The sequence below is a fragment of the Wolbachia endosymbiont (group A) of Crataerina pallida genome (assembly GCF_964028475.1).
Lineage (GTDB): Bacteria > Pseudomonadota > Alphaproteobacteria > Rickettsiales > Anaplasmataceae > Wolbachia > Wolbachia pipientis.
In genome coordinates this window covers 1,211,229-1,230,433 of the sequence record NZ_OZ034785.1, presented here as the reverse complement: position 1 = coordinate 1,230,433, position 19,205 = coordinate 1,211,229, and the positions used below count along the sequence as shown (strand labels likewise).

15 protein-coding genes, 2 rRNA genes and 1 pseudogene are annotated in these 19,205 nt (G+C 36.1%); 6 read left to right on the top strand and 12 right to left on the bottom strand.

Features of this window, described 5'->3' with window-relative positions:
- Window positions 1–174 precede the first annotated feature (174 nt).
- Window positions 175–762, bottom strand: a complete 588-nt coding sequence (gene coaE, locus ABWU55_RS06020) for a dephospho-CoA kinase (protein ID WP_006280338.1) — start codon at window positions 760–762, stop codon at window positions 175–177.
- Window positions 763–930: 168 nt separating this feature from the next.
- On the opposite strand from coaE, the gene ABWU55_RS06015 reads away from it, so the two are divergent.
- From ABWU55_RS06015 to ABWU55_RS06005, 3 genes are read left to right on the top strand one after another with little or no spacing between them, the layout of a single operon-like run.
- The gene (locus ABWU55_RS06015) at window positions 931–1,260 is read left to right on the top strand and encodes a transposase (protein ID WP_007548762.1); all 330 of its coding nucleotides are present in this window, start codon (window positions 931–933) and stop codon (window positions 1,258–1,260) included.
- Window positions 1,244–1,444, top strand: a complete 201-nt coding sequence (locus tag ABWU55_RS06010) for a hypothetical protein (RefSeq protein ID WP_010082383.1) — start codon at window positions 1,244–1,246, stop codon at window positions 1,442–1,444. Before ABWU55_RS06015 ends, ABWU55_RS06010 begins: the two co-directional genes overlap by 17 nt.
- A 19-nt stretch (window positions 1,445–1,463) precedes the next feature.
- Window positions 1,464–1,871, top strand: coding sequence for a transposase (locus tag ABWU55_RS06005; protein WP_353286253.1), 408 nt, complete (start codon window positions 1,464–1,466; stop codon window positions 1,869–1,871).
- 284 nt (window positions 1,872–2,155) lie between these two features.
- Here the strand turns inward: ABWU55_RS06005 and ABWU55_RS06000 are convergent, their stop codons facing one another.
- From ABWU55_RS06000 to ABWU55_RS05980, 5 genes are all read right to left on the bottom strand, one after another.
- Complete coding sequence (locus ABWU55_RS06000) at window positions 2,156–3,334, bottom strand: ribonuclease D (RefSeq protein WP_353286252.1); 1,179 nt, start codon at window positions 3,332–3,334, stop codon at window positions 2,156–2,158.
- A 37-nt stretch (window positions 3,335–3,371) separates the two neighbouring features.
- On the bottom strand, window positions 3,372–3,506 hold the full coding sequence (locus ABWU55_RS05995) for a hypothetical protein (protein ID WP_265026831.1): 135 nt from the start codon (window positions 3,504–3,506) through the stop codon (window positions 3,372–3,374).
- A 710-nt stretch (window positions 3,507–4,216) separates the two neighbouring features.
- Complete coding sequence (gene mutS / locus ABWU55_RS05990) at window positions 4,217–6,712, bottom strand: DNA mismatch repair protein MutS (protein WP_353286575.1); 2,496 nt, start codon at window positions 6,710–6,712, stop codon at window positions 4,217–4,219.
- Between the two features lie 478 nt (window positions 6,713–7,190).
- Window positions 7,191–8,009 carry an ankyrin repeat domain-containing protein gene (locus tag ABWU55_RS05985; protein WP_353286251.1) on the bottom strand — a complete coding sequence of 273 codons (819 nt, stop codon included), beginning with the start codon at window positions 8,007–8,009 and terminating at the stop codon, window positions 7,191–7,193.
- Between the two features lie 185 nt (window positions 8,010–8,194).
- Window positions 8,195–8,377 (bottom strand): hypothetical protein, encoded by a 183-nt coding sequence (locus ABWU55_RS05980; RefSeq protein WP_006279522.1) that lies wholly within the window; start codon window positions 8,375–8,377, stop codon window positions 8,195–8,197.
- A 397-nt stretch (window positions 8,378–8,774) separates the two neighbouring features.
- Between ABWU55_RS05980 and ABWU55_RS05975 the strand changes: the two genes are divergently transcribed.
- On the top strand, window positions 8,775–9,482 hold the full coding sequence (locus ABWU55_RS05975) for a TerC family protein (protein WP_010082284.1): 708 nt from the start codon (window positions 8,775–8,777) through the stop codon (window positions 9,480–9,482).
- Between the two features lie 32 nt (window positions 9,483–9,514).
- Here the strand turns inward: ABWU55_RS05975 and guaA are convergent, their stop codons facing one another.
- The 3 genes from guaA to ABWU55_RS05960 all read right to left on the bottom strand — a co-directional run bounded on the left by guaA (window position 9,515) and on the right by ABWU55_RS05960 (window position 14,984).
- Window positions 9,515–11,077 carry a glutamine-hydrolyzing GMP synthase gene (gene guaA / locus ABWU55_RS05970; RefSeq protein ID WP_151807741.1) on the bottom strand — a complete coding sequence of 521 codons (1,563 nt, stop codon included), beginning with the start codon at window positions 11,075–11,077 and terminating at the stop codon, window positions 9,515–9,517.
- A 987-nt stretch (window positions 11,078–12,064) separates the two neighbouring features.
- Window positions 12,065–13,849, bottom strand: coding sequence for a ribonucleoside-diphosphate reductase subunit alpha (locus ABWU55_RS05965; RefSeq protein WP_006280151.1), 1,785 nt, complete (start codon window positions 13,847–13,849; stop codon window positions 12,065–12,067).
- 58 nt (window positions 13,850–13,907) lie between these two features.
- Entirely contained in the window at window positions 13,908–14,984 is a 1,077-nt protein-coding gene (locus ABWU55_RS05960; protein WP_010082287.1) for a methyltransferase domain-containing protein, read from the bottom strand.
- Between the two features lie 335 nt (window positions 14,985–15,319).
- On the opposite strand from ABWU55_RS05960, the gene ABWU55_RS05955 reads away from it, so the two are divergent.
- Window positions 15,320–18,085, top strand: a 23S ribosomal RNA gene (locus tag ABWU55_RS05955).
- Window positions 18,086–18,151: 66 nt separating this feature from the next.
- A 5S ribosomal RNA gene (rrf, locus tag ABWU55_RS05950) occupies window positions 18,152–18,258 on the top strand.
- 85 nt (window positions 18,259–18,343) lie between these two features.
- Here rrf and ABWU55_RS05945 read toward each other — a convergent pair.
- The 3 genes and pseudogenes from ABWU55_RS05945 to rpmH form a co-directional block, all read right to left on the bottom strand.
- On the bottom strand, window positions 18,344–18,607 hold the full coding sequence (locus tag ABWU55_RS05945; protein WP_077188558.1) for a hypothetical protein: 264 nt from the start codon (window positions 18,605–18,607) through the stop codon (window positions 18,344–18,346).
- 86 nt (window positions 18,608–18,693) lie between these two features.
- Window positions 18,694–18,969, bottom strand: a pseudogene (gene rnpA / locus ABWU55_RS05940) (ribonuclease P protein component); the annotation flags it as partial.
- A 67-nt stretch (window positions 18,970–19,036) separates the two neighbouring features.
- Window positions 19,037–19,171, bottom strand: coding sequence for a 50S ribosomal protein L34 (gene rpmH / locus ABWU55_RS05935; protein WP_006279898.1), 135 nt, complete (start codon window positions 19,169–19,171; stop codon window positions 19,037–19,039).
- Between the last annotated feature and the right edge of the window lie 34 nt (window positions 19,172–19,205).

The following is a 19,205-nucleotide window of genomic DNA, read 5'->3' as shown; positions in this document are numbered from 1 at the left end:
AAAATGTTGCTATAGTGCACAATCAATTTTCCTGGATCCCAGTGTCTGGGCACTGGGATGACACCATAGGGGGCTACTTGGATGACAGGGGAGGGAGGCTGCTGGGATCCTGACAACCGTCATCCCGCTGCTTGTTAGCGGGATCTAGAGATACCGCGGCGGTATGACGTAGAGCTACGTGTTTAGGTTTAATGAATCCACTATATCTTTTACTTGAGAAAAAACATACTCTTTGCTTACACTGGTATCGATAATAAAGTCACTCATCTTCCTTTTCTCCTCAATAGATAACTGAACATCGGAGATTAGATTAAGCTTTTCTTTATCTATGTTGCGTTCGTTAAGTCTTTGAGCTTGCACAACGCTATCTGCATGAACAAAAACAATAAGGTCGCAATATAAATAAAATTTTGTTTCTAATAGAAGTGGCACATCTAAAACTAAAAGTTTTCTATCGATCTTTTTTTCCTTGGCAATAAAAAATTCTAATTCACGCAGCACAGCAGAGTGAACCAAAGATTGAAATTGTTTCCAATTTTCATCGTAGGCTAAGAAATATTTAGACAGTACTGTTCTATCTATTTCACCATTTACTACCACTCCAGGAAAATTTTTCTCTGCATAACTTATTATGCTTTTATCCACTTTATAAAGTTGGTGTACAACAGAATCAGCATCAAATACAACAGCACCAAACTCTTGAAAGCAATTAGCTACAAAGCTCTTTCCTACCCCAATTCCGCCTGTTAGACTTATAATCATATAACAAAATACATTCGACTTCTTTTGAAACTATAGCTAAGGTTTCTCTATATATATTAACTAGATTTTCTAGATCCCAGTGGGCTTTGTTGCATAGCAACTGAAAAAATCTGGTGGCTACTGACAAAATTCATTATAAAATAGCCATTTAACCTTGAAAGAAAAAATATGCCACAAAAAATGAGGGTCAGTAACCATAGCGAATATAACAAATTTCTAGAAAAAAGAGGAAATATTTTTCATTATATCAACGAAGCCATAGAAAAGTGGTACGAGAATGGTCCAAAAATACCAGGTGGCAACAATATTTATAGCGATAAAGTTGTAATTTTGGTGCACATAATAACTTGTTTATTTAGAATAGGCCTGAGGCAAACAGTTGGGTTTATAGCAGGATACCTTGAGCAAATTGGGAAAAATTTGCAAGTTATCAGCTATTCACAATCATCAAGAAGGTTTAAGAAACTCAATATTAAGATCAATGATTGCAGAAAATAATATGGAAGATATCGAAATTGCTATAGACAGTACAGGAATTAGTATATACAACAACACTCCTGGTCATAGCAAAGAAAATAGCGAAGATAGAAAGTATCGCAGCTATGAACAGACAAGAAAATTGCATGTAATGTTGAATACAAACAGCAAAAAAGCCATAGCTGTAAAATACAGTAACGGCTGATCACTATGGAGCTTGTGATTTGCTAAAAGAAGTCGATTTTCAGTATGTCATAAAAGTACTATATGCAGATAGGGCATATGACAGAGAAAAGCTCTATAAGCTGTGTAATCAATATGGTATAAAAACGAAAATTCCTCCGCAAAACAACGCAGCAGAGCATCCAAAATTGGATTATATGCTTGATAGAAATGCCGCTATTCAGTTAATGAAATTACATGGTGAGAATGGTATAAAAAGATGGAAAGAAGAAGTAAATTACGGAAAAAGATCGTATATTGAAGGATTTTTCTCAAGGTTGAAGCGAATATTTGGGTTTAGTTTTAGGAGCAAATCTGAGATTAATCGTGAGAAGGAACTGCTACTCAAGTGTTATTTGCTTAACAAATTTACTGAAATAGGCATGGCTAAGTTTGAGATAGCTTCATGAATTTATTGTACGTTACCTACTATCCGAAGAGCGATGCAACAAAGCCATCCCAGTGTCAAGCACATAACTATACGAACATTGCAATTTGTAGGTGTGTCATCCCAGTCTGGGATCTAGCTTTTTGGTAATTTTATCGAAAATGTTTGCTCGTTTACAATCAATTTTCCTGGATCGAAGTAGTCAGGGCTACTTGGATAACACCCTACTTAACCGTCATACCGCCGCGGTATCTCTTAGCCACTAACACGTAGCGGGATGACGATTGTCGATAAATCTAAGTTACTTTAGCAACAGTTATTCTCCACTAAATTACTCTGAATTTTGGTTATATTATTTGCGGATTTCACTGCTGAAATCTCAAATTTTGAGCTTGTGTTCAAAAATGATTCAACTGACCTGCCAAAAAAATCATATCTCCATCCCTTGAATAATTTATCTGTCTGTCCAGATATTGACCCGGTTAACTCATCTTTTGAAGAAACTAATTTCCTTGATATGTTACTTTCTTTACATTTACTATCTAAAATAATTGAGAGTATATCAAGTACAGATTTGTCATAATTACTCGATAAGGTGTTGTTTTGCTGCATCCAATTTCTCTCATTTTCATTAAAAATATTCACAAACTCTAGTAAATCTGCATCTTTTATATTTTTTGCATTCCTCTTGAGATCATCTAAAATTTCATCAACATGCTCTATATTTTTTTCAATAAAATCAGCTATTACAGCATTATTGATTATTTTATTACGGTTCATATTATAGCGCTGTGCTAAGGTTTCTTGCCACTCACTAACTGCTTTAACAGTTAGTATCAATCTTGGATTTACTTCATAATTAAATTTAATCCTCTTCCATGCATCTTTTGGATTATGTAAATACTTATTTATATTAACTATTGATTCCATCTCTTCTTGAAACCAACCCATCCTATTATTTTCTTCAAGTTTATTGCACAATATTTGGTGTAGGTCATATAGGTGTATCACGTCGTTTATTGCATAGTCTAACTGATCCTCGGACAACGGACGCCTTAACCAATCTGAATTTTTAGCTTTAATTTTATCCAGTGCTATTCCTTGATATTGCTCCACTACTTTTGAGTAACCAATAAAGTCATGATAATAATGACAAAACATAGCAGCAACTTGGGTATCAAAAATGGGAGTGGGAATACATTTAAACACAGTGAGTAAGGATTCTATATCCTGCCGGCAGCTATGAAACACTTTGGTTATCCCCTGATTTAGCATTATTTTCTTAATGAATGATAAATCAATTTCTGGCACTAATGCGTCTACAATAAAACTCTTCTCTCCGTAAGAAATTTGAATTAACGATAATTTTGGGTAGTAGGTTAAATTATTTCTGATGAACTCCGTGTCAACTGCTATAAATTTCGGCTTTTTTGCTATTAACTCTTCACATGTATTCTCCAGTTCTGATGTTGTACTAATTAGCATATATTTTTTATTCAGTGGATTTATTTTATAATTTATATTAAATTTTTGCAATTAATGACTTATTGTAGGACTTTCTATCACTCATTGGCATCACACAAATAGCCTTTTCCATCCCAATCCCAGTGCTTCCTTCTCCTGTCATCCCAGTGCCCTGACTACTTGGATCTAGCAAGCTTTGCTTGCAAATAAGTCTAATACGCGTCGCGTTTTATGCCAAAACACAATTGGAGTTACATGCAAAATAGATCCCAGACTGGGATGACAAAAAAAGGAGCACTGGGATGACAGCAGTCCTACGTCATACCGCCGCGGTATCTCTAGATCCCGCTAACAAGTAGCGGGATGACGATTGTCGTTTAGCTATAAATATTAAGAAATTTACCAAATAAAAAAAAGGCAAAAGAAGCCCTGGGGTTATTATCCGCTTTAAAATATTGGCGTTTTTTATGTTTTAAACGCTTGACAAGCAAGATTAAGCTGCTTTTAATTGCAACTAACTTACGCTGCAAATGTTTAAGAAGTTTACTAAGCAGAAAAAAAGACAAAGAATCCCCGAGTTAGCTAGTCTTTTACTATCTCTGTCGAGTATTGGCATTTTTTGATGTCTTGTAACGCTTTATAAGCGTGTTCAGCTTATTTAGATAAAAATCTAGATGTAGATGAAGTTTTGTAAAGACATACAGTATCTATATACTGCAAAAAATTGAACATAAGACGCCGATACATTAAGTAATCCTTACCTTTTAATCTGCAGATTGGCGAAAGCAAATACAATAGCTTCACTATCATGATAAGGGCGCTGGCGAAGGGTGTCAAGTAAGTTTTTCGTTTCTATAGCTACTACCACGATTGTATAGGTAATTCTTCACTTATAATAATGATTCAAGCCTTCAGCTCCTCAAACACTTCACTTGCTCTATTTAAAACAGAATCAGGAAAACCAGCAAGTTTTGCTACATGTATTCCATATGACTCATCTGCAATGCCTTCAATTACTTCATGTAGAAAAATAACCTCTCCGTTCCACTCTCTTATTTTTACACAAAAACATTTCACGTTCTTCAAGTATTTGCTTACTTTAGTTAATTCATGATAATGAGTTGCAAAAATGGCGCGGCACTTATTTACATTGTGAATATGTTCAATCACCGCCTGTGCAATAGATAATCCATCATACACCCCTGTGCCCCTACCAATTTCATCAAGTATCACCAAGGAACGGTCCGTTGCCTGATTTACTATCGTTGCTGTTTCGATCATTTCTACCATGAAGGTGGAATAACCAGCTGTTATATTATCTGTTGCACCAACCCTGCTAAATATTTTGTCAATCACTCCAATATGCGCACTCTCTGCTGGCACAAATGACCCCATGTGAGCTAAAATTGCAATGAGAGCGTTTTGCCTCAAGAAAGTGCTTTTTCCAGCCATATTAGGACCAGTAATTAGATGTATACCAGCTAAATTGATGCTATTTGCAATGAATTTATCGTTAACTTCAACCACTGGATGTCTTCCGCTACAGATATTGAACTCTTTGCTGTCATCAATAATGGGTTTTACGTAATTATTTTGCACTGCAAGCTCTGCAAACGCGGTTCTAATGTCAAGTTTTGCCAAAGCATTTGCAGCAAGAGCAATTTTTTCAGACTCTTTAGCAACTTCACTACACAGTTCACTAAAAATTTTCATTTCTAAGCCGATTGCAGCATCACGTGCCGTAAGAATTTTATTTTCTAGTTCTTTCAATTCATTAGTAGTGTAGCGCATGCTATTTGCTAAGCTTTGTCTATGAATAAATATATCCGAAGTTATTTTGTGATTTGCCGACACTTCAACGTAATAACCAAGTATGTTGTTGTGTAATATTTTGAGTGCGGCAATGCCAGTTAGGTCGCGATAAGATTCACGGAGTTTGGTTATTAGTTTATTACTATTATTTAATATGTAGGATAACTCAGATAATTCTGAGTTGTATTTTGAGTGAATAAATCCTCCTTCTTTCACGGAACTGAGGTTATTATCGAGTATAGCACTATTTAACAGTTCAAATAGGTCTTTATGATTGCCAAGGCTTTTATGTATTGTGCTTAGTTCACTCTCGTCTGATTTTACTGTTATTCCAGCGCGTGACGCTGGCTGGATCTCAGTTTGGATGACATATTGTTGTGGGAGAGATCCATTTTCACCTGATTCAATTTTACATAAGAACTCAGACAATTCTAAAGTCTTTCCTAGGCCTATTTTCAATAGGTTCATATCCTTTGGTGAACCACGCCCTAGTATTAAGCGCGATAAAGACCTTTCAATATCCGGAATGTTAGATAATATCTCTCGTATTTTTCTGCGTGAATCATGATTATTTACAAAAAATTGAGCGGTGCTGAGCCTCAAATTGATTGCCTTGGAGCAAGCAAGGGGTGAAGCGAGCATTTGTTTGAGCAGGCGTCCACCAGAAGCTGTAACTGTATGATCAATAACTGAAATTAGTGAACCTTTCTTTTCACCAAATTGAGTTGAAAACAACTCAAGATTTCTCCTTGCTGAAGCATCAATAAGCATGAAATTTTGTTGCTTATAGGTTTTTGGGAATTCAAGCCTTGGAATGGAGCCCCTTTGCGTTACTCTGACATATTCAAGCAGTGCACCACACGCCATGATTTCTACTTTGCTGAAATTTCCTATACTCCCAAGTTCCCTGATTTTATAAAACTCGCATAATGTTCTGTGAGATTTACTATACTCAAAAAAGCTCTGTGCGTGTTGCGTAATTGATATTTTATAATTTTTTAAAATCGATCTAATTTTTTCATCCTCAGTGAATTTTTCAGAAATTAATAATTCTCTTGGTGATATACGCAATAAATCACTATCTAGAGCTTTCAAACTCGTTAAAGTGTGAAAAAATTTTCCCGTCGATAATTCAAGCCAACTAATAGCATATTCGTCATTTTGTTCAACTATGGATGCGAGATAATTATTGCTTTTATCCTCCAGTAGTGAATCTTCTATAATTGTACCTGGAGTTACAACTCGCACTACATCACGTTTTACTATGGATTTATAGCCCCTCTTTTTTGCTTCATCAGCAGTTTCTAATTGATCACAGATTGCTACTTTGAATCCTAAATCTATTAGCTTGTGCAGGTAAGATTCACTACTGTGTGCTGGCACTCCACACATTGGTATGTCCTGCCCACACGAATTACCTCTCTTGGTTAGCACTATATTCAGCAATTTCGCAGCTTTAATAGCGTCATCGAAAAACAATTCATAAAAATCTCCTAGCCTATAAAATAGCAGATGATCTTTGTATTGAGCTTTCAGGTTCAAATACTGCTCCATCACAGGGGTGTTTTTTTCTTTTACGAAGCTCATAATATTTTTTAATATATTGTATTGATAAACGTTATTATAGATTATATTGCACATGTGGATAACATAAATTTTAAATAGGTGTATAGAGGGAAAAATTTAAAACAATTAAATTTCTTGGATCCAAGTAGTCAGGACACTTGGATGACATAAAGAGTAGGAGTATTTGATGACAAAAAAACAAAAAACGCAGTTGTCATTCCAGCGCGTGACGCTGGAATCCAGCTTCTATGCAACCTCATCAAAAACATTCATTTAGTGTAAGATCAGCTACTTTCCATGCTAGTTTACAAGCAAACTTTTCTGGATCCCAGTGTCAAGCACTGGGATGACATCATAGGGGCGCTGGGATGACACCCTCCTTGTGTGTATTATAGCTAAAGTGACTTACGACAATTTGAAAAACGACACATTCGTCATTCCGCTACTAGTTAGCGGAATCTATACCGCGAATGAATCGCGGTATGACGTGTTGCTTGGGTCAGCTATATGTAAGTTGTGGCCCTTCTTTATTATTTTTATTAGCGGCAGTTGTATCATCAACAGATATTTCAGAGCTAACAATGCTAATAGTTTTTTCTATCGCTTTAGCCTGTTCATAGTCTTGACTCAAAAAATACATGGCCAGCCCAACAGCTATACTAGCAACAAGAACAGATGCTATCATTACACCTAGTATCATACCACCAGAAAGACTTACTGCAACATACACACCAGCTCCAAGTACAACACCAAGAAAACCACCAATCATTATGCCAGGCACCAAACTGCCTACCATAGCGCTTTCTTTTTTCGTATTAGCTTGTTTTTTCATACTTTTAATAAGCACTTCTTTTGTTTTTCCTTGAGCTAAATCTGAAGGAATTTTATTATCCGCGTTTTGTATCAAAGGATTTGCACTATATGTAACAAGAAGGGTGGTTATTTCTTCAGTTTTATTACCTATAACTGCATGATGTAGTAATGTATTTCCCTCTTCATCTTTAAAGTTTATATGAGTACGAAATTCTTCATCTAGATTTCTTATTGGGTTGTTTTTTGCATATATCCTAGATTGTATTGCTCCATCTAAGTATTGTATTACTTGTTCTATTGATTGCTCGCCAGGATTTTGTATAAAATGAAGCAGAATTTCGTGTACTATCGCTTCCTTTGTAGTTTGTGGGCATTGTAAAGCGTAATTAAATGTCTGTGTAGTAATAACTTCTTCTTTTCTTTTTTTAAGAACAACCCTTAAATCTTCAATCGCCTTTTCACCATCTTTTATTCCAAGAATTATTGAATCCAAATTATTTATCATGCTATCCTCCTTGGTTTGATTGCATTGCTCATTAATAAATAATATAATAAATCCTGCTAAAAGTCAAGCAATTAATTAATAAGTTAATATAATCCTCCAAAAGGAGCTCCTTACTTTTTGTTCAGCATGTCCATTGGATCAGACTCTTTAAGCTTGCTGTTTGCTGAATTTATTCATCACAATAGCTACAATGTGCTATCGAAGTTCTCTGTAATCTTAGTTGGTTCTTCTAGAATATTCAAAATATCAGTTGCACAATAAACCCGATCTCTCTTTCCTTGAGAAGTTTGTGAAACGATGCCTAAATCTTCAAGCTTTACGATTGCTCTTTGGGCTGTTGTAAATACGACACCTAAGTTTTCAACCACTTTCCTTATAGTAAAGTAAGGGTTTAAAGACTATTAACTAAATCATTGTCCCATTCAAATTTTGGTGGCAAGGGGCTTGGTATAAATGCCTGATAACCAGCGAATACTTTGCCTGATGGTGATCCTTTAATATACATTCATTCAACCGAGCACACTATTTTTATAGTATATATTATTTTCAAATAAAGTCAAAAATGAAAATAAGGCTTTATCTTATTTGCGTGCATGAAAATAAGAAACTCTCTTATTATTGATTTTGCTCAAAAACGAAAATAGAAGAAGCTGCTGAACTTTATATATCCTGTTTTTCTGGAGAACTGCTATAAAACTTCTGAGTGAAGTCACTTAATTTTTACACATCTATTGTAGAGTAAGAAGAACCGAATTTGAAACAAAAATGCTAACTGATGCTTGGACTTTACTGACACTTACACTACTTGAAACTATACTTAGTGTAGACAATTTAATCTTTATTTCTCTAGCAATAGATAAGGTACCAAATGCGCTGAGAGAAAGAGTGCGCCTTATGGGCCTTGGATTAGCACTATTAATGCGTTTTGTAATACTATTTTTTACATCATCTATATTATCAATGCAAAAACCTATATTTCACACTGCATCAGCAAGGGATTTACTTATGATCGCAGGGGGATTATTCCTTATTGTTAAGAGCTCTATGGAGTTACGGGATGACATCTTTGTATGTAAGAAAAATAAAAAGAAAGCAAACGTTAAATCAAAATTTTTTTTAGTTGTGCTACAAATTATATTAATAGATTTAGTTTTTTCGGTTGATTCGATATTAACTGCTATAGCACTAACTTATAACATGGTAATAATTGCTACAGCATTTACATTTTCCATGCTAGCAATGCTGTTTTTATCAAGTTATACCGCCCAGTTAATCAAATCTAACCCAGGGTTAAAAATAATCGCCATTTTATTTGTTTTACTTGTCGGTGTGTACCTCATACTTCATGGATTTCATATAGAATTACCAAAAGGATATTTGTATTCTTCATTTATGTTTGCACTGCTTGTGGAAATTATAAGCAAAATAAAGAAAATTAACCGTCATACCGCGATTCATTCGCGGTATCTCTAGATCCAGCTAACAAGCAGCGGGATCTTTTTGATTTACTCCCACTCAATAGTTGCGGGTGGTTTAGAAGTGATATCATAAACAACTCTATTTACTCCGGGAACATTATTAACAATTATACTGCCGACATTGCGTAAAAAATCCCAAAATACTAGCAAGTGTTGATCCTTATCTTCAAATGGAAATGCATCGGCTGTCATACCATCAGATGATGTTACAGCCCTTAAAGCACAAACATATCCATACGTACGACCATCTCCCATAACGCCTACAGTTTTTATTGGTAATAATACAGCAAAAGCTTGCCATATCTTATCATATAGATCGTAATTTTTCATCGTATTAATATATATTTCATCTACTTCTTGCAATATTTGCACCTTTTCTTTATCGACTTCACTTATAATCCTCACTGCAAGTCCGGGTCCAGGAAATGGATGTTGAAATATTATCTCGTCTGAAAGCCCAATTTCTTTTCCAAGTAGCCTTACCTCATCTTTAAAGAGGTAACGTAAAGGCTCCACTAACTTCAGATTCATCTTTTCTGGCAACCCACCAACATTATGGTGAGACTTAATTGTACTAGTGTTGTCTGAGGCATGCCCTGACTCAACTACATCAGAGTAGATGGTACCTTGCATCAAAAAATCCACATCACCTATTTTTTTTGCTTCTTCTTCAAACACTTCAATAAAAGTGTTACCGATAATTTTTCGCTTTTCTTCTGGATCAGTTATTCCCTTCAACCTACTCAAAAATAAATTTGATTTATCAACGTAATTTATCGGAATCTCTTTCAACATAGCGATGGTTTGGTTCTTGCGTAACAACCCAGTATCGATAAAAATACAGTTCAATTGTTTTCCTATAGCTTTATGTGTGAGAGCCGCTGCAACGCTTGAATCAACCCCACCACTTACTGCAGCGATTACTTTTTTCTCTCCTACTACATTTTTGATTTTTTCCTTTTGCTCCTCAATAAACGACTTCATTGTCCAGTCTCTTTTGCAATTTGCAATATCCAAGAAGTTAGAGAGCAATTTACTGCCATTTGTTGTGGGCTTAACCTCAGGATGGAACTGAGTACAGTAAATCTTCCGCTGTTCGTTGACAATCATTGCAATTGTTTGATTTATCACACCTGATGCGATAACAGTAAATCCCTGTGGTATAGTATCAACACTGTCCGCATGGTTCATTAATACATCCACTTCAGAATTAACATCCCAGGTATCCTTTACAATGGGGGATTCTTTTAGTATCTTGATTTTAGTTCTACCAAACTCCTGTTTGAAACTCTCTTTTACTTTTGCTCCAAAATAATGACAAATGAGTTGCTGTCCATAGCATATTCCAAGTATAGGAACGTTTGTTGCCTCATTAAGTTTTATAATTTCATGTACTACTCTACTTGTTTCAGAACAATCATCATTTACAGATTGTGGTCCTCCAGAGAGAATAAACCCATTGAATTTTGATATTGTTTCAAAACTGATGTTGCTTGGAAATATCTCACAATAAACACCCATTCCTCTTACTTGTCTTGCGATAAGCTGTGTAAACTGTGAACCAAAATCAATAATGGCAATTGCTGACAATTTGCTCCTCCATATTATTTAAAATGATATCTGATAATAAAGAAAATAATGGAGTAAGTAAACCAAGACCTGTTTAAAAGCTTTAACGCGTGGTACAAGTTAGCTATATAGCTAATTTTCCTACACCATACCGCTGCGGCGCTAACTAGTAGCGGAATGACAGCAATCTACGTCATACCGCCGCAGTATCTCAGCCGCTAACAAGTAGCGGGATTATCTTCATGCTGCCACGAACCGTCATACCACCGCGAACCGTCATACCGCGATTCATTCGCGGTATCTCAGCCGCTAACAAGAGATCCCGCTAACAAGCAGCGGGATGACGAGGTATAAACTTTATCGTCATGCCACCGCGAACCGTCATACCGCGATTCATTCGCGGTATCTCGGCAATAGATCCCGCTAACAAGTAGCGGGATGACGATTGTCGTTTAGCCATAAATGTTTAAGAAATTTACCAAATGAAAAAAAAGGCAAAAGAAGCCCCGTAGTTGGCTAATTACTTACATTATACTTTCAAGTATGGCGTTTTTTTATTCTAAACGCTTAATAACCGCGACTCAGCTGCTTTTAAATGCAACTAACCTTAGCTATAAATGTTTAAGAAATTTACTAAACAGAAAAAAAGGCAAAAGAAACCCTAGGGTAGCTAGTTATTCACTATCCATTTTTTAAGTTGGCGTTTTTTTATGTTTTAAACGCTTTATAAGCGCGTTTCAGCTTATGTAGGTAGAAGTTTGATAAAGACATAAGGTGCACATAGTGCAAAAAATTAAACATGAGACGCCAGATACGTGAGTTTTTTTGTCATTTAATCTGTACAGAGAAGATAAATAAATAGCTTCACTTTCATGATAAGGGGGCTGGCAGAGTTTGTCAAGAAAGTTTTTTCGTTTCTATTCCCAATAAAAGTGCGTTATATGGTTATGCAAGAAGTCTATTTACCCATTTGCTTAACTTTCTCTCTACTTTTTCTGAGTAAGGCCGCTATTGGCATGACAGACATTCATCGTAGTCAATATCTGTTTTTTGTTGCAATATTTCACTTTTTTTGAATATGTCATGCGAGACCTTATCGGCTCTCTGCATTGATTGTGATCTGCAGTAATATAAGCTCTTCAATCCTTTTTTCCAAGCAAGCATGTGTATTTTGTGCAAGTAACGTTTATGTACGTTGGCAGGTAAGAACAGATTTACTGATTGAGATTGACAAATATACGAAGTTCTATCACTTGCATGTTCTATAATCCATCTTTGGTCAAGCTCGTACGCTGTTTTAAATGTCAATTTTTCATGCTCACTAAGAAAATCTAAATGCTGAACGGAACCCTCGTTTGTTGAAATTGAAGACCATATTTTATCATTGTCTTGATTTTTTTCTGCTAATAGTTTTTGCAAGAATTTATTTCGCACTACAAATGAGCCTGTAAGTGTCTTTTGTATGAATACGTTTGCTGCGTATGGTTCTATTCCAGGGGAGGTATTACCTGCAATAATGGAGATCGAGGCAGTAGGAGCAATAGCGAGTTTGTGTGTAAACCTTTCCATTAGATCAACTTCTTTGGCATCAGAACATGCTCCCTTTTCTTCTGCTAATTTTTTAGAAACTATATCTGCTTGCTCGCGTAAATACTTAAATATTTTTTTATTCCATTGTTGTGCTGTTACTGATTCAAAAGGAACCATTTTGCTTTGTAAAAATGAGTGAAAGCCCATCACACCAAGACCAATACTGCGTTCTCTGGCTGCAGAATATTTTGCTCGCTGCATTTCATTCGGTGCTTTATTTATGAAATCTTCCAATACATTATCAAGAAAGCGCATTATATCTTCTATGAAGAGTTTATTGTCTTTCCATTCTTCGTAGTACTCAAGGTTTACGGATGATAGACAACACACAGCAGTGCGTGACTTATTCAGGTGATCATAACCTGTGGTTAAAGTTATTTCACTGCATAGATTTGACATCTTGATGTCTAAGTTGAGCTTTTTGTAAGATTCTGGCTTATTGTTATTTGTTGCATCAAGGAAAATAATGTAAGGTTCTCCAGTTTCAACTCTTGCTGTTAATATTTTGATCCATATATCCCGCGCTTTTACAGTTGAAATAACCTTATTGTTGTGAGGGCTTATTAAATTCCATTCTTGATCATTCTCAACAGCCTGCATAAATTTATCTGTTACTATTACAGCATGATGTATATTTAACGCTTTGCGATTTGGGTCACCGCCTGTTGGCTTGCGTAAATCTAGAAACTCTTCTATCTCCGGATGAGATACAGGAAGGTAGACTGCTGAACTTCCTCGCCTTAGGGATCCCTGACTAATTGCAAGCGTTAGAGCATTTTGCACTACAATAAATGGAACAATTCCTGATGTTTTGCCGCTACCCTTTACGCTTTCGCCTATTGAGCGTAAATTTCCCCAATAACTACCTATGCCTCCTCCACGTGCAGCAAGCCAAACATTTTCGTTCCATAGATCAACTATTCCCTGCAAGCTGTCTTCGGTTTCATTAAGAAAGCAAGAGATAGGTAACCCTCTCTTAGTGCCACCATTGCTGAGTATTGGTGTTGAAGGCATGAACCACAAGTTGCTCATGTAGTCATAAAGACGCTGCGCATGTTCTTTATTATCAGAATAGTAATTAGCAATACGTGCAAAGAGGTCTTGATAACTTTCATTTTCTATTAAATACCTGTCTGATAGAACTGCTTTTCCAAAGTCGGTTAATTTGCTGTCCTTTGCGTAATTAATGGTAATGTTATTCATAAAGTTCCTTTTATTCTTTTATTATATATAGGTACTTAAAAGTCATTTTGAGCGATTTTTAAGTTAGGTTTTTCGGATTTTTTTGTTGATGCTGTAATGCAAACAAGATACCGTCAACCTGACTGCCATATATTTTACAGTAACTCATATAACTTATTTGCATATTTATTTCTTTTGCAACATGTTGAACATAACTTTCTGAGTGACGAAAATAGTCTCCTTTGTTTACAAAGTCAATACCTTCACCTTCCTTTCTTCTTATTAAACATACAATAACTCCTTTTTTGCTCGTAGATCTTTTTGCTAATTCCAACTCTTCTTGAAAGTCATGTAGATAATGTAGCACTTCAGCAAAGATAATTACATCATACTGCTGGTTTTTCTCTTGTTTAAGAAACTCTTTCATTTCCATATGTATTAATTCATTGTAAACAGGCTTACCTTTTATAAAGCATCCTCTTGCGATATTTAGCATTCTACTTGAAATGTCAATTCCTGTTATATGGTTTCCAATACTATTTATTTTCAAGAAATGACCACATATTCCAGTTCCACAACCAAGGTCGAGTATATTGAGCTCAGAAGTGGAGTTGTTGAAGATTTTTGTAATTATCATGTGTACAAGTTCATGCCCTCTATATTGTTTGGCAATCAACCAATGCTCAACAAAATATTCACCTGTGTAATCAAAATATTGTCTTATGAGGTTTTTTGGCAATTCTGTAATAGGCGCTGAGTTTGTCATTTTTTTTATATAGTAAGACGCCTCCTCGTGGTCATTATCTAATTTTAGTGCCCTTGTTAAATAATTATAAGCTTTGTTAGTATTCCCTACCGCAAAATGACACCTTCCGATGTTATACCAGACTATAGGTAAATGGGGGTAAAATATGCTAATTAACCAAAATCGTAACTTTGCATCTGATATGCTACCTTTATAAAAGTGATATAAACCGATTTCAATGTTGGTGTTTAACAGGTTCTTAGATTTTTTAAGAAGCACTGTCATTTCTTTATGAAGAGTATTATATTTATTCACAATGAAGTGTTTTACTTTCTTAATATTTAATACGCCAATGAGCTTAGACATACAATTTAAAGCAACGTTTTTTATAAAAGAGAGATTACTTTTCATACGTTAGAAATACTCCGAATGTTTATTATCATTTTTAGGCAATTGATTTTAACACATTTTATCTTACAAAATATCTTTTTTATTAATTTTTACTGTATATATAAGTTTACCACATATTTCTCAGATTATACTGTTTAGGATTGCTAGTATATTGTTGTTGATAATATAAGTAAATGTTTTGTGCAAAAAGGCGTTGACATATTATTTATTAGGTTATAACATATAAAAGATTAATTTAGTTTTTAGATGTTTGACAAGTTTTATGGTAGAGATTAATTTAATCTCAATTCAATTTTAATAATATTTAACTCTGCATATTCTGCATATAGTCGGATAAATAAATTATTAAGAGCACTTGATGGATGCCTTGGCGTTAAGAGGCGATGAAGGACGTGGCAGGCTGCGATAAGCTGTGGGGAATTGTCAACAAATTTTGATCCGCAGATTTCCGAATGGGGAAACCCAACTAGTTTAGCTAGTTATTACGTACTAAGTATGTAAAGCAAACTTGGTGAACTGAAATATCTAAGTAGCCAAAGGAAAAGAAATCAACCGAGATTCTGTTAGTAGTGACGAGCGAAAGCGGAAAAGGCTAGTGATTTAAGAATAAGAATTAGAATACTCTGGAAATAGTAACCATAGAAGGTGATAGTCCTGTATAAGTAGAAAGTTTTTAAATCCTTGAGTAGAGCGGGGCACGTGAAATCCTGTTTGAATATGGGGGGACCATCCTCCAAGCCTAAATACTCCTTAACGACCGATAGTGAACAAGTACCGTGAGGGAAAGGTGAAAAGAACCCCGGGAGGGGAGTGAAATAGAATCTGAAATCAAGTGCTTACAAACAGTTGGAGCTCTATATCAATTTATTGATATTTAGAGTGACAGCGTACCTTTTGCATAATGGGTCAGCGAGTTAATCTATGAAGCAAGCTTAAGCCGTTAGGTGTAGGCGTAGCGAAAGCAAGTCTGAATAGGGCGTTTTAGTTTTATGGATTAGACCCGAAACCAAGTGATCTAGTCATGACCAGATTGAAGGTGTGGTAAAACACACTGGAGGATCGAACCAGTTAATGTTGCAACATTATTGGATGAGTTGTGATTAGGGGTGAAAGGCCAATCAAACTTGGAAATAGCTGGTTCTCCGCGAAATCTATTTAGGTAGAGCGTTGTATGTATGTTGTTGGGGGTAGAGCACTGGATAGACTAGGGGGATTCACCGTCTTACCAAATCTAACTAAACTCCGAATACCAACAATTAATTATACAGCAGGCACACTACGGGTGCTAAGTCCGTGGTGAAGAGGGAAACAACCCAGATCACTATCTAAGGTCCCAAAATTACAGCTAAGTGGGGAAGGAAGTAGAAAAACCATTACAGCTAGGAGGTTGGCTTGGAAGCAGCCATCCTTTAAAGAAAGCGTAACAGCTCACTTGTCTAAATAAGTTTTTCTGCGCCGAAAATGTACCGGGGCTAAAGCTGTATACCGAAGATGTGAGTGCTTATTGATTTCGATCAATAGGCGCGGTAGCGGAGCGTTCCGTAAGTCTGTGAAGGTGGTTTGTGAAAACTGCTGGAGATATCGGAAGTGAGAATGCTGACATAAGTAGCGTAAAAGAGTGTGAAAAACACTCTCACCAAAAATCTAAGGGTTCCTACGTTAAGTTAATCTGCGTAGGGTTAGTCGGTTCCTAAGGCGAGTCCGTAAACGAGTAGTCGATGGCAATTAGGTTAATATTCCTAAACCTCTTAAGTGTGACGGGTTTCGTATTTGTATAGATCTTATTGGATTGATCTATGCTTAAAAGAAGCTCCAGGAAATAGCACTTATATTTATGAGGCCGTACCGCAAACCGACACTGGTGGATGAGTAGAGTATACTAAGGTGTTGAAAGAATGATGTTGAAGGAACTCGGCAAATTATACCTGTAACTTCGGAAGAAGGGTAACCTGCTTTTAGGCAACTATGAGTAGGTGGCACAAAATAGGGAGTAGCGACTGTTTACTAAAAACACAGGACTCTGCAAACACGTAAGTGGAAGTATAGGGTCTGACGCCTGCCCGGTGCTGGAAGGTTAATAGGAAGGGTGCAAGCTCCGAATTGAAGCCCCAGTAAACGGCGGCCGTAACACTGACGGTCCTAAGGTAGCGAAATTCCTTGTCGGGTAAGTTCCGACCCGCACGAATGGCGTAACGATTTCTCCACTGTCTCCAACATCACTTCAGCGAAATTGAATTCCCCGTGCAGATGCGGGGTACCCGCGGTTAGACGAAGAGACCCCGTGCACCTTTACTATAGCTTTACATTGCTATTAAAAGTGTGATGTGCAGGATAGGTGGGAGACTTTGAAGTTATGGCGCTAGCTATAATGGAGTCAACCTTGAGATACCACCCTTTACACTTTTGATATCTAACTATGTTTCATTATCTGGAACTAGGACATTGTATGGTGGGTAGTTTGACTGGGGCGGTCGCCTCCTAAAAAGTAACGGAGGCGTGCGAAGGTAAGCTAGAGCTGGTCGGAAATCAGCTTGATAGTATAATGGCATAAGCTTGCCTGACTGCGAGGCTGACAAGCCAAGCAGAGACGAAAGTCGGTCATAGTGATCCGGTGATTCTGTATGGAAGGGTCATCGCTCAACGGATAAAAGGTACGCCGGGGATAACAGGCTGATGGTGTTCGAGCGTTCATAGCGACGACACCGTTTGGCACCTCGATGTCGACTCATCACATCCTGGTGCTGAAGAAGGTCCCAAGGGTTCGGCTGTTCGCCGATTAAAGTGATACGTGAGTTGGGTTTAGAACGTCGTGAGACAGTTCGGTTTCTATCTGCCGTGGGTGAAGGAAATTTGAGAAGGTCTGACTCTAGTACGAGAGGACCGAGATGGATATACCTCTGGTGTACCAGCTGTTATGCCAATAGCATCGCTGGGTGGCTATGTATAGATGGGATAATTGCTGAAAGCATATAAGCAAGAAACCCTCTTCAAAAAGATTTCCCAATTAAGGCCGTGGAAGACTACCACGTTGATAGGCTAGGTGTGGAAGCATGGTAACATGTGAAGCTAACTAGTACTAATAGCCTGATTGATTTATTTGCTTTCTATATGTGTGTATGCAGTGTTAAATATTAAGTTAAAATTGTTAAGTTAGAAATTTTTATTGACTTGGTGGCTATAGCAAAAATGAACCACCCGATCTCATCTCGAACTCGGAAGTGAAACTTTTTAGCGCTGATGGTACTTGAAAAGGGAGAGTAGGTCGCCGCCAAGTTTATAAAAATTTCTTTGTTAATTAGACAGTAGGTATACTTATATTTTAACTTTCTTGTTTTGTTACTATTCTTTAAGTTTTTACTTTAACTACGATATCTTTTTTTTCTTATATGTTCTTGGTCATTTTCTACATTATTTAGCATTGTTCCTACTTCCCCTAATTGATTCCCTTTTGAAGGAGAATTACTGATTTCTGGTAATATTACATTACCTCCCACTTTTTTAAATAATTCTTCTTGTTGGCGAAATGCTGACCTCCAATCTGTTCCTGTTCCTTTAGGAAGAAATAAGAATTGATACATCTGACCAAAGCCTGTGTTATTTACCTCTTTTATATGCTCTACCACTCACCACACCCATTAACTATTTTTAAAAATTTTACCTATATTATCATAAAAAATATAGTTGTAAATACCTTAATTGAGATTTTTTTTTATTTTATCTTTTTTAAGCAAATAGTTAGATCTTTTTGTAAATTTTTATAACTTGCTTGCATAATGTTTCTATGAGTTAGTATTATGTAGTAGTGCCCTATATTACTTATATTTAAAATGCTAATTTTAGCAAGCATTCGTAGTTGCCTTTTTATTTTATTTCTTTTTGCTGCTTTTCCGGTTTTTTTACTGATAGCCAGACCTACTCTAATAGTATGAATGTACTTTTCAGGTTCTCTTTCTTTTATAGCGTACAGTGATATATAAAGCCCACGATAAAAAAGACTGTTGAGTGCTAACTTATTTTTGAAAGCAGAAGAAAAATCTTTTTTTTTATACTTACTATGCGCATAATTTGTTACACCCTAATGAACGGCGCCTATTAAGGATTTTTCTTCCAGCTCTTGTTGCCATACGTGAACGAAATCCGTGTCTGCGCTTTCTTATCAAATTTTTTGGTTGAAATGTTCTCTTCATTGTTTTTATATTAATATAATTATTTATTTTAAAT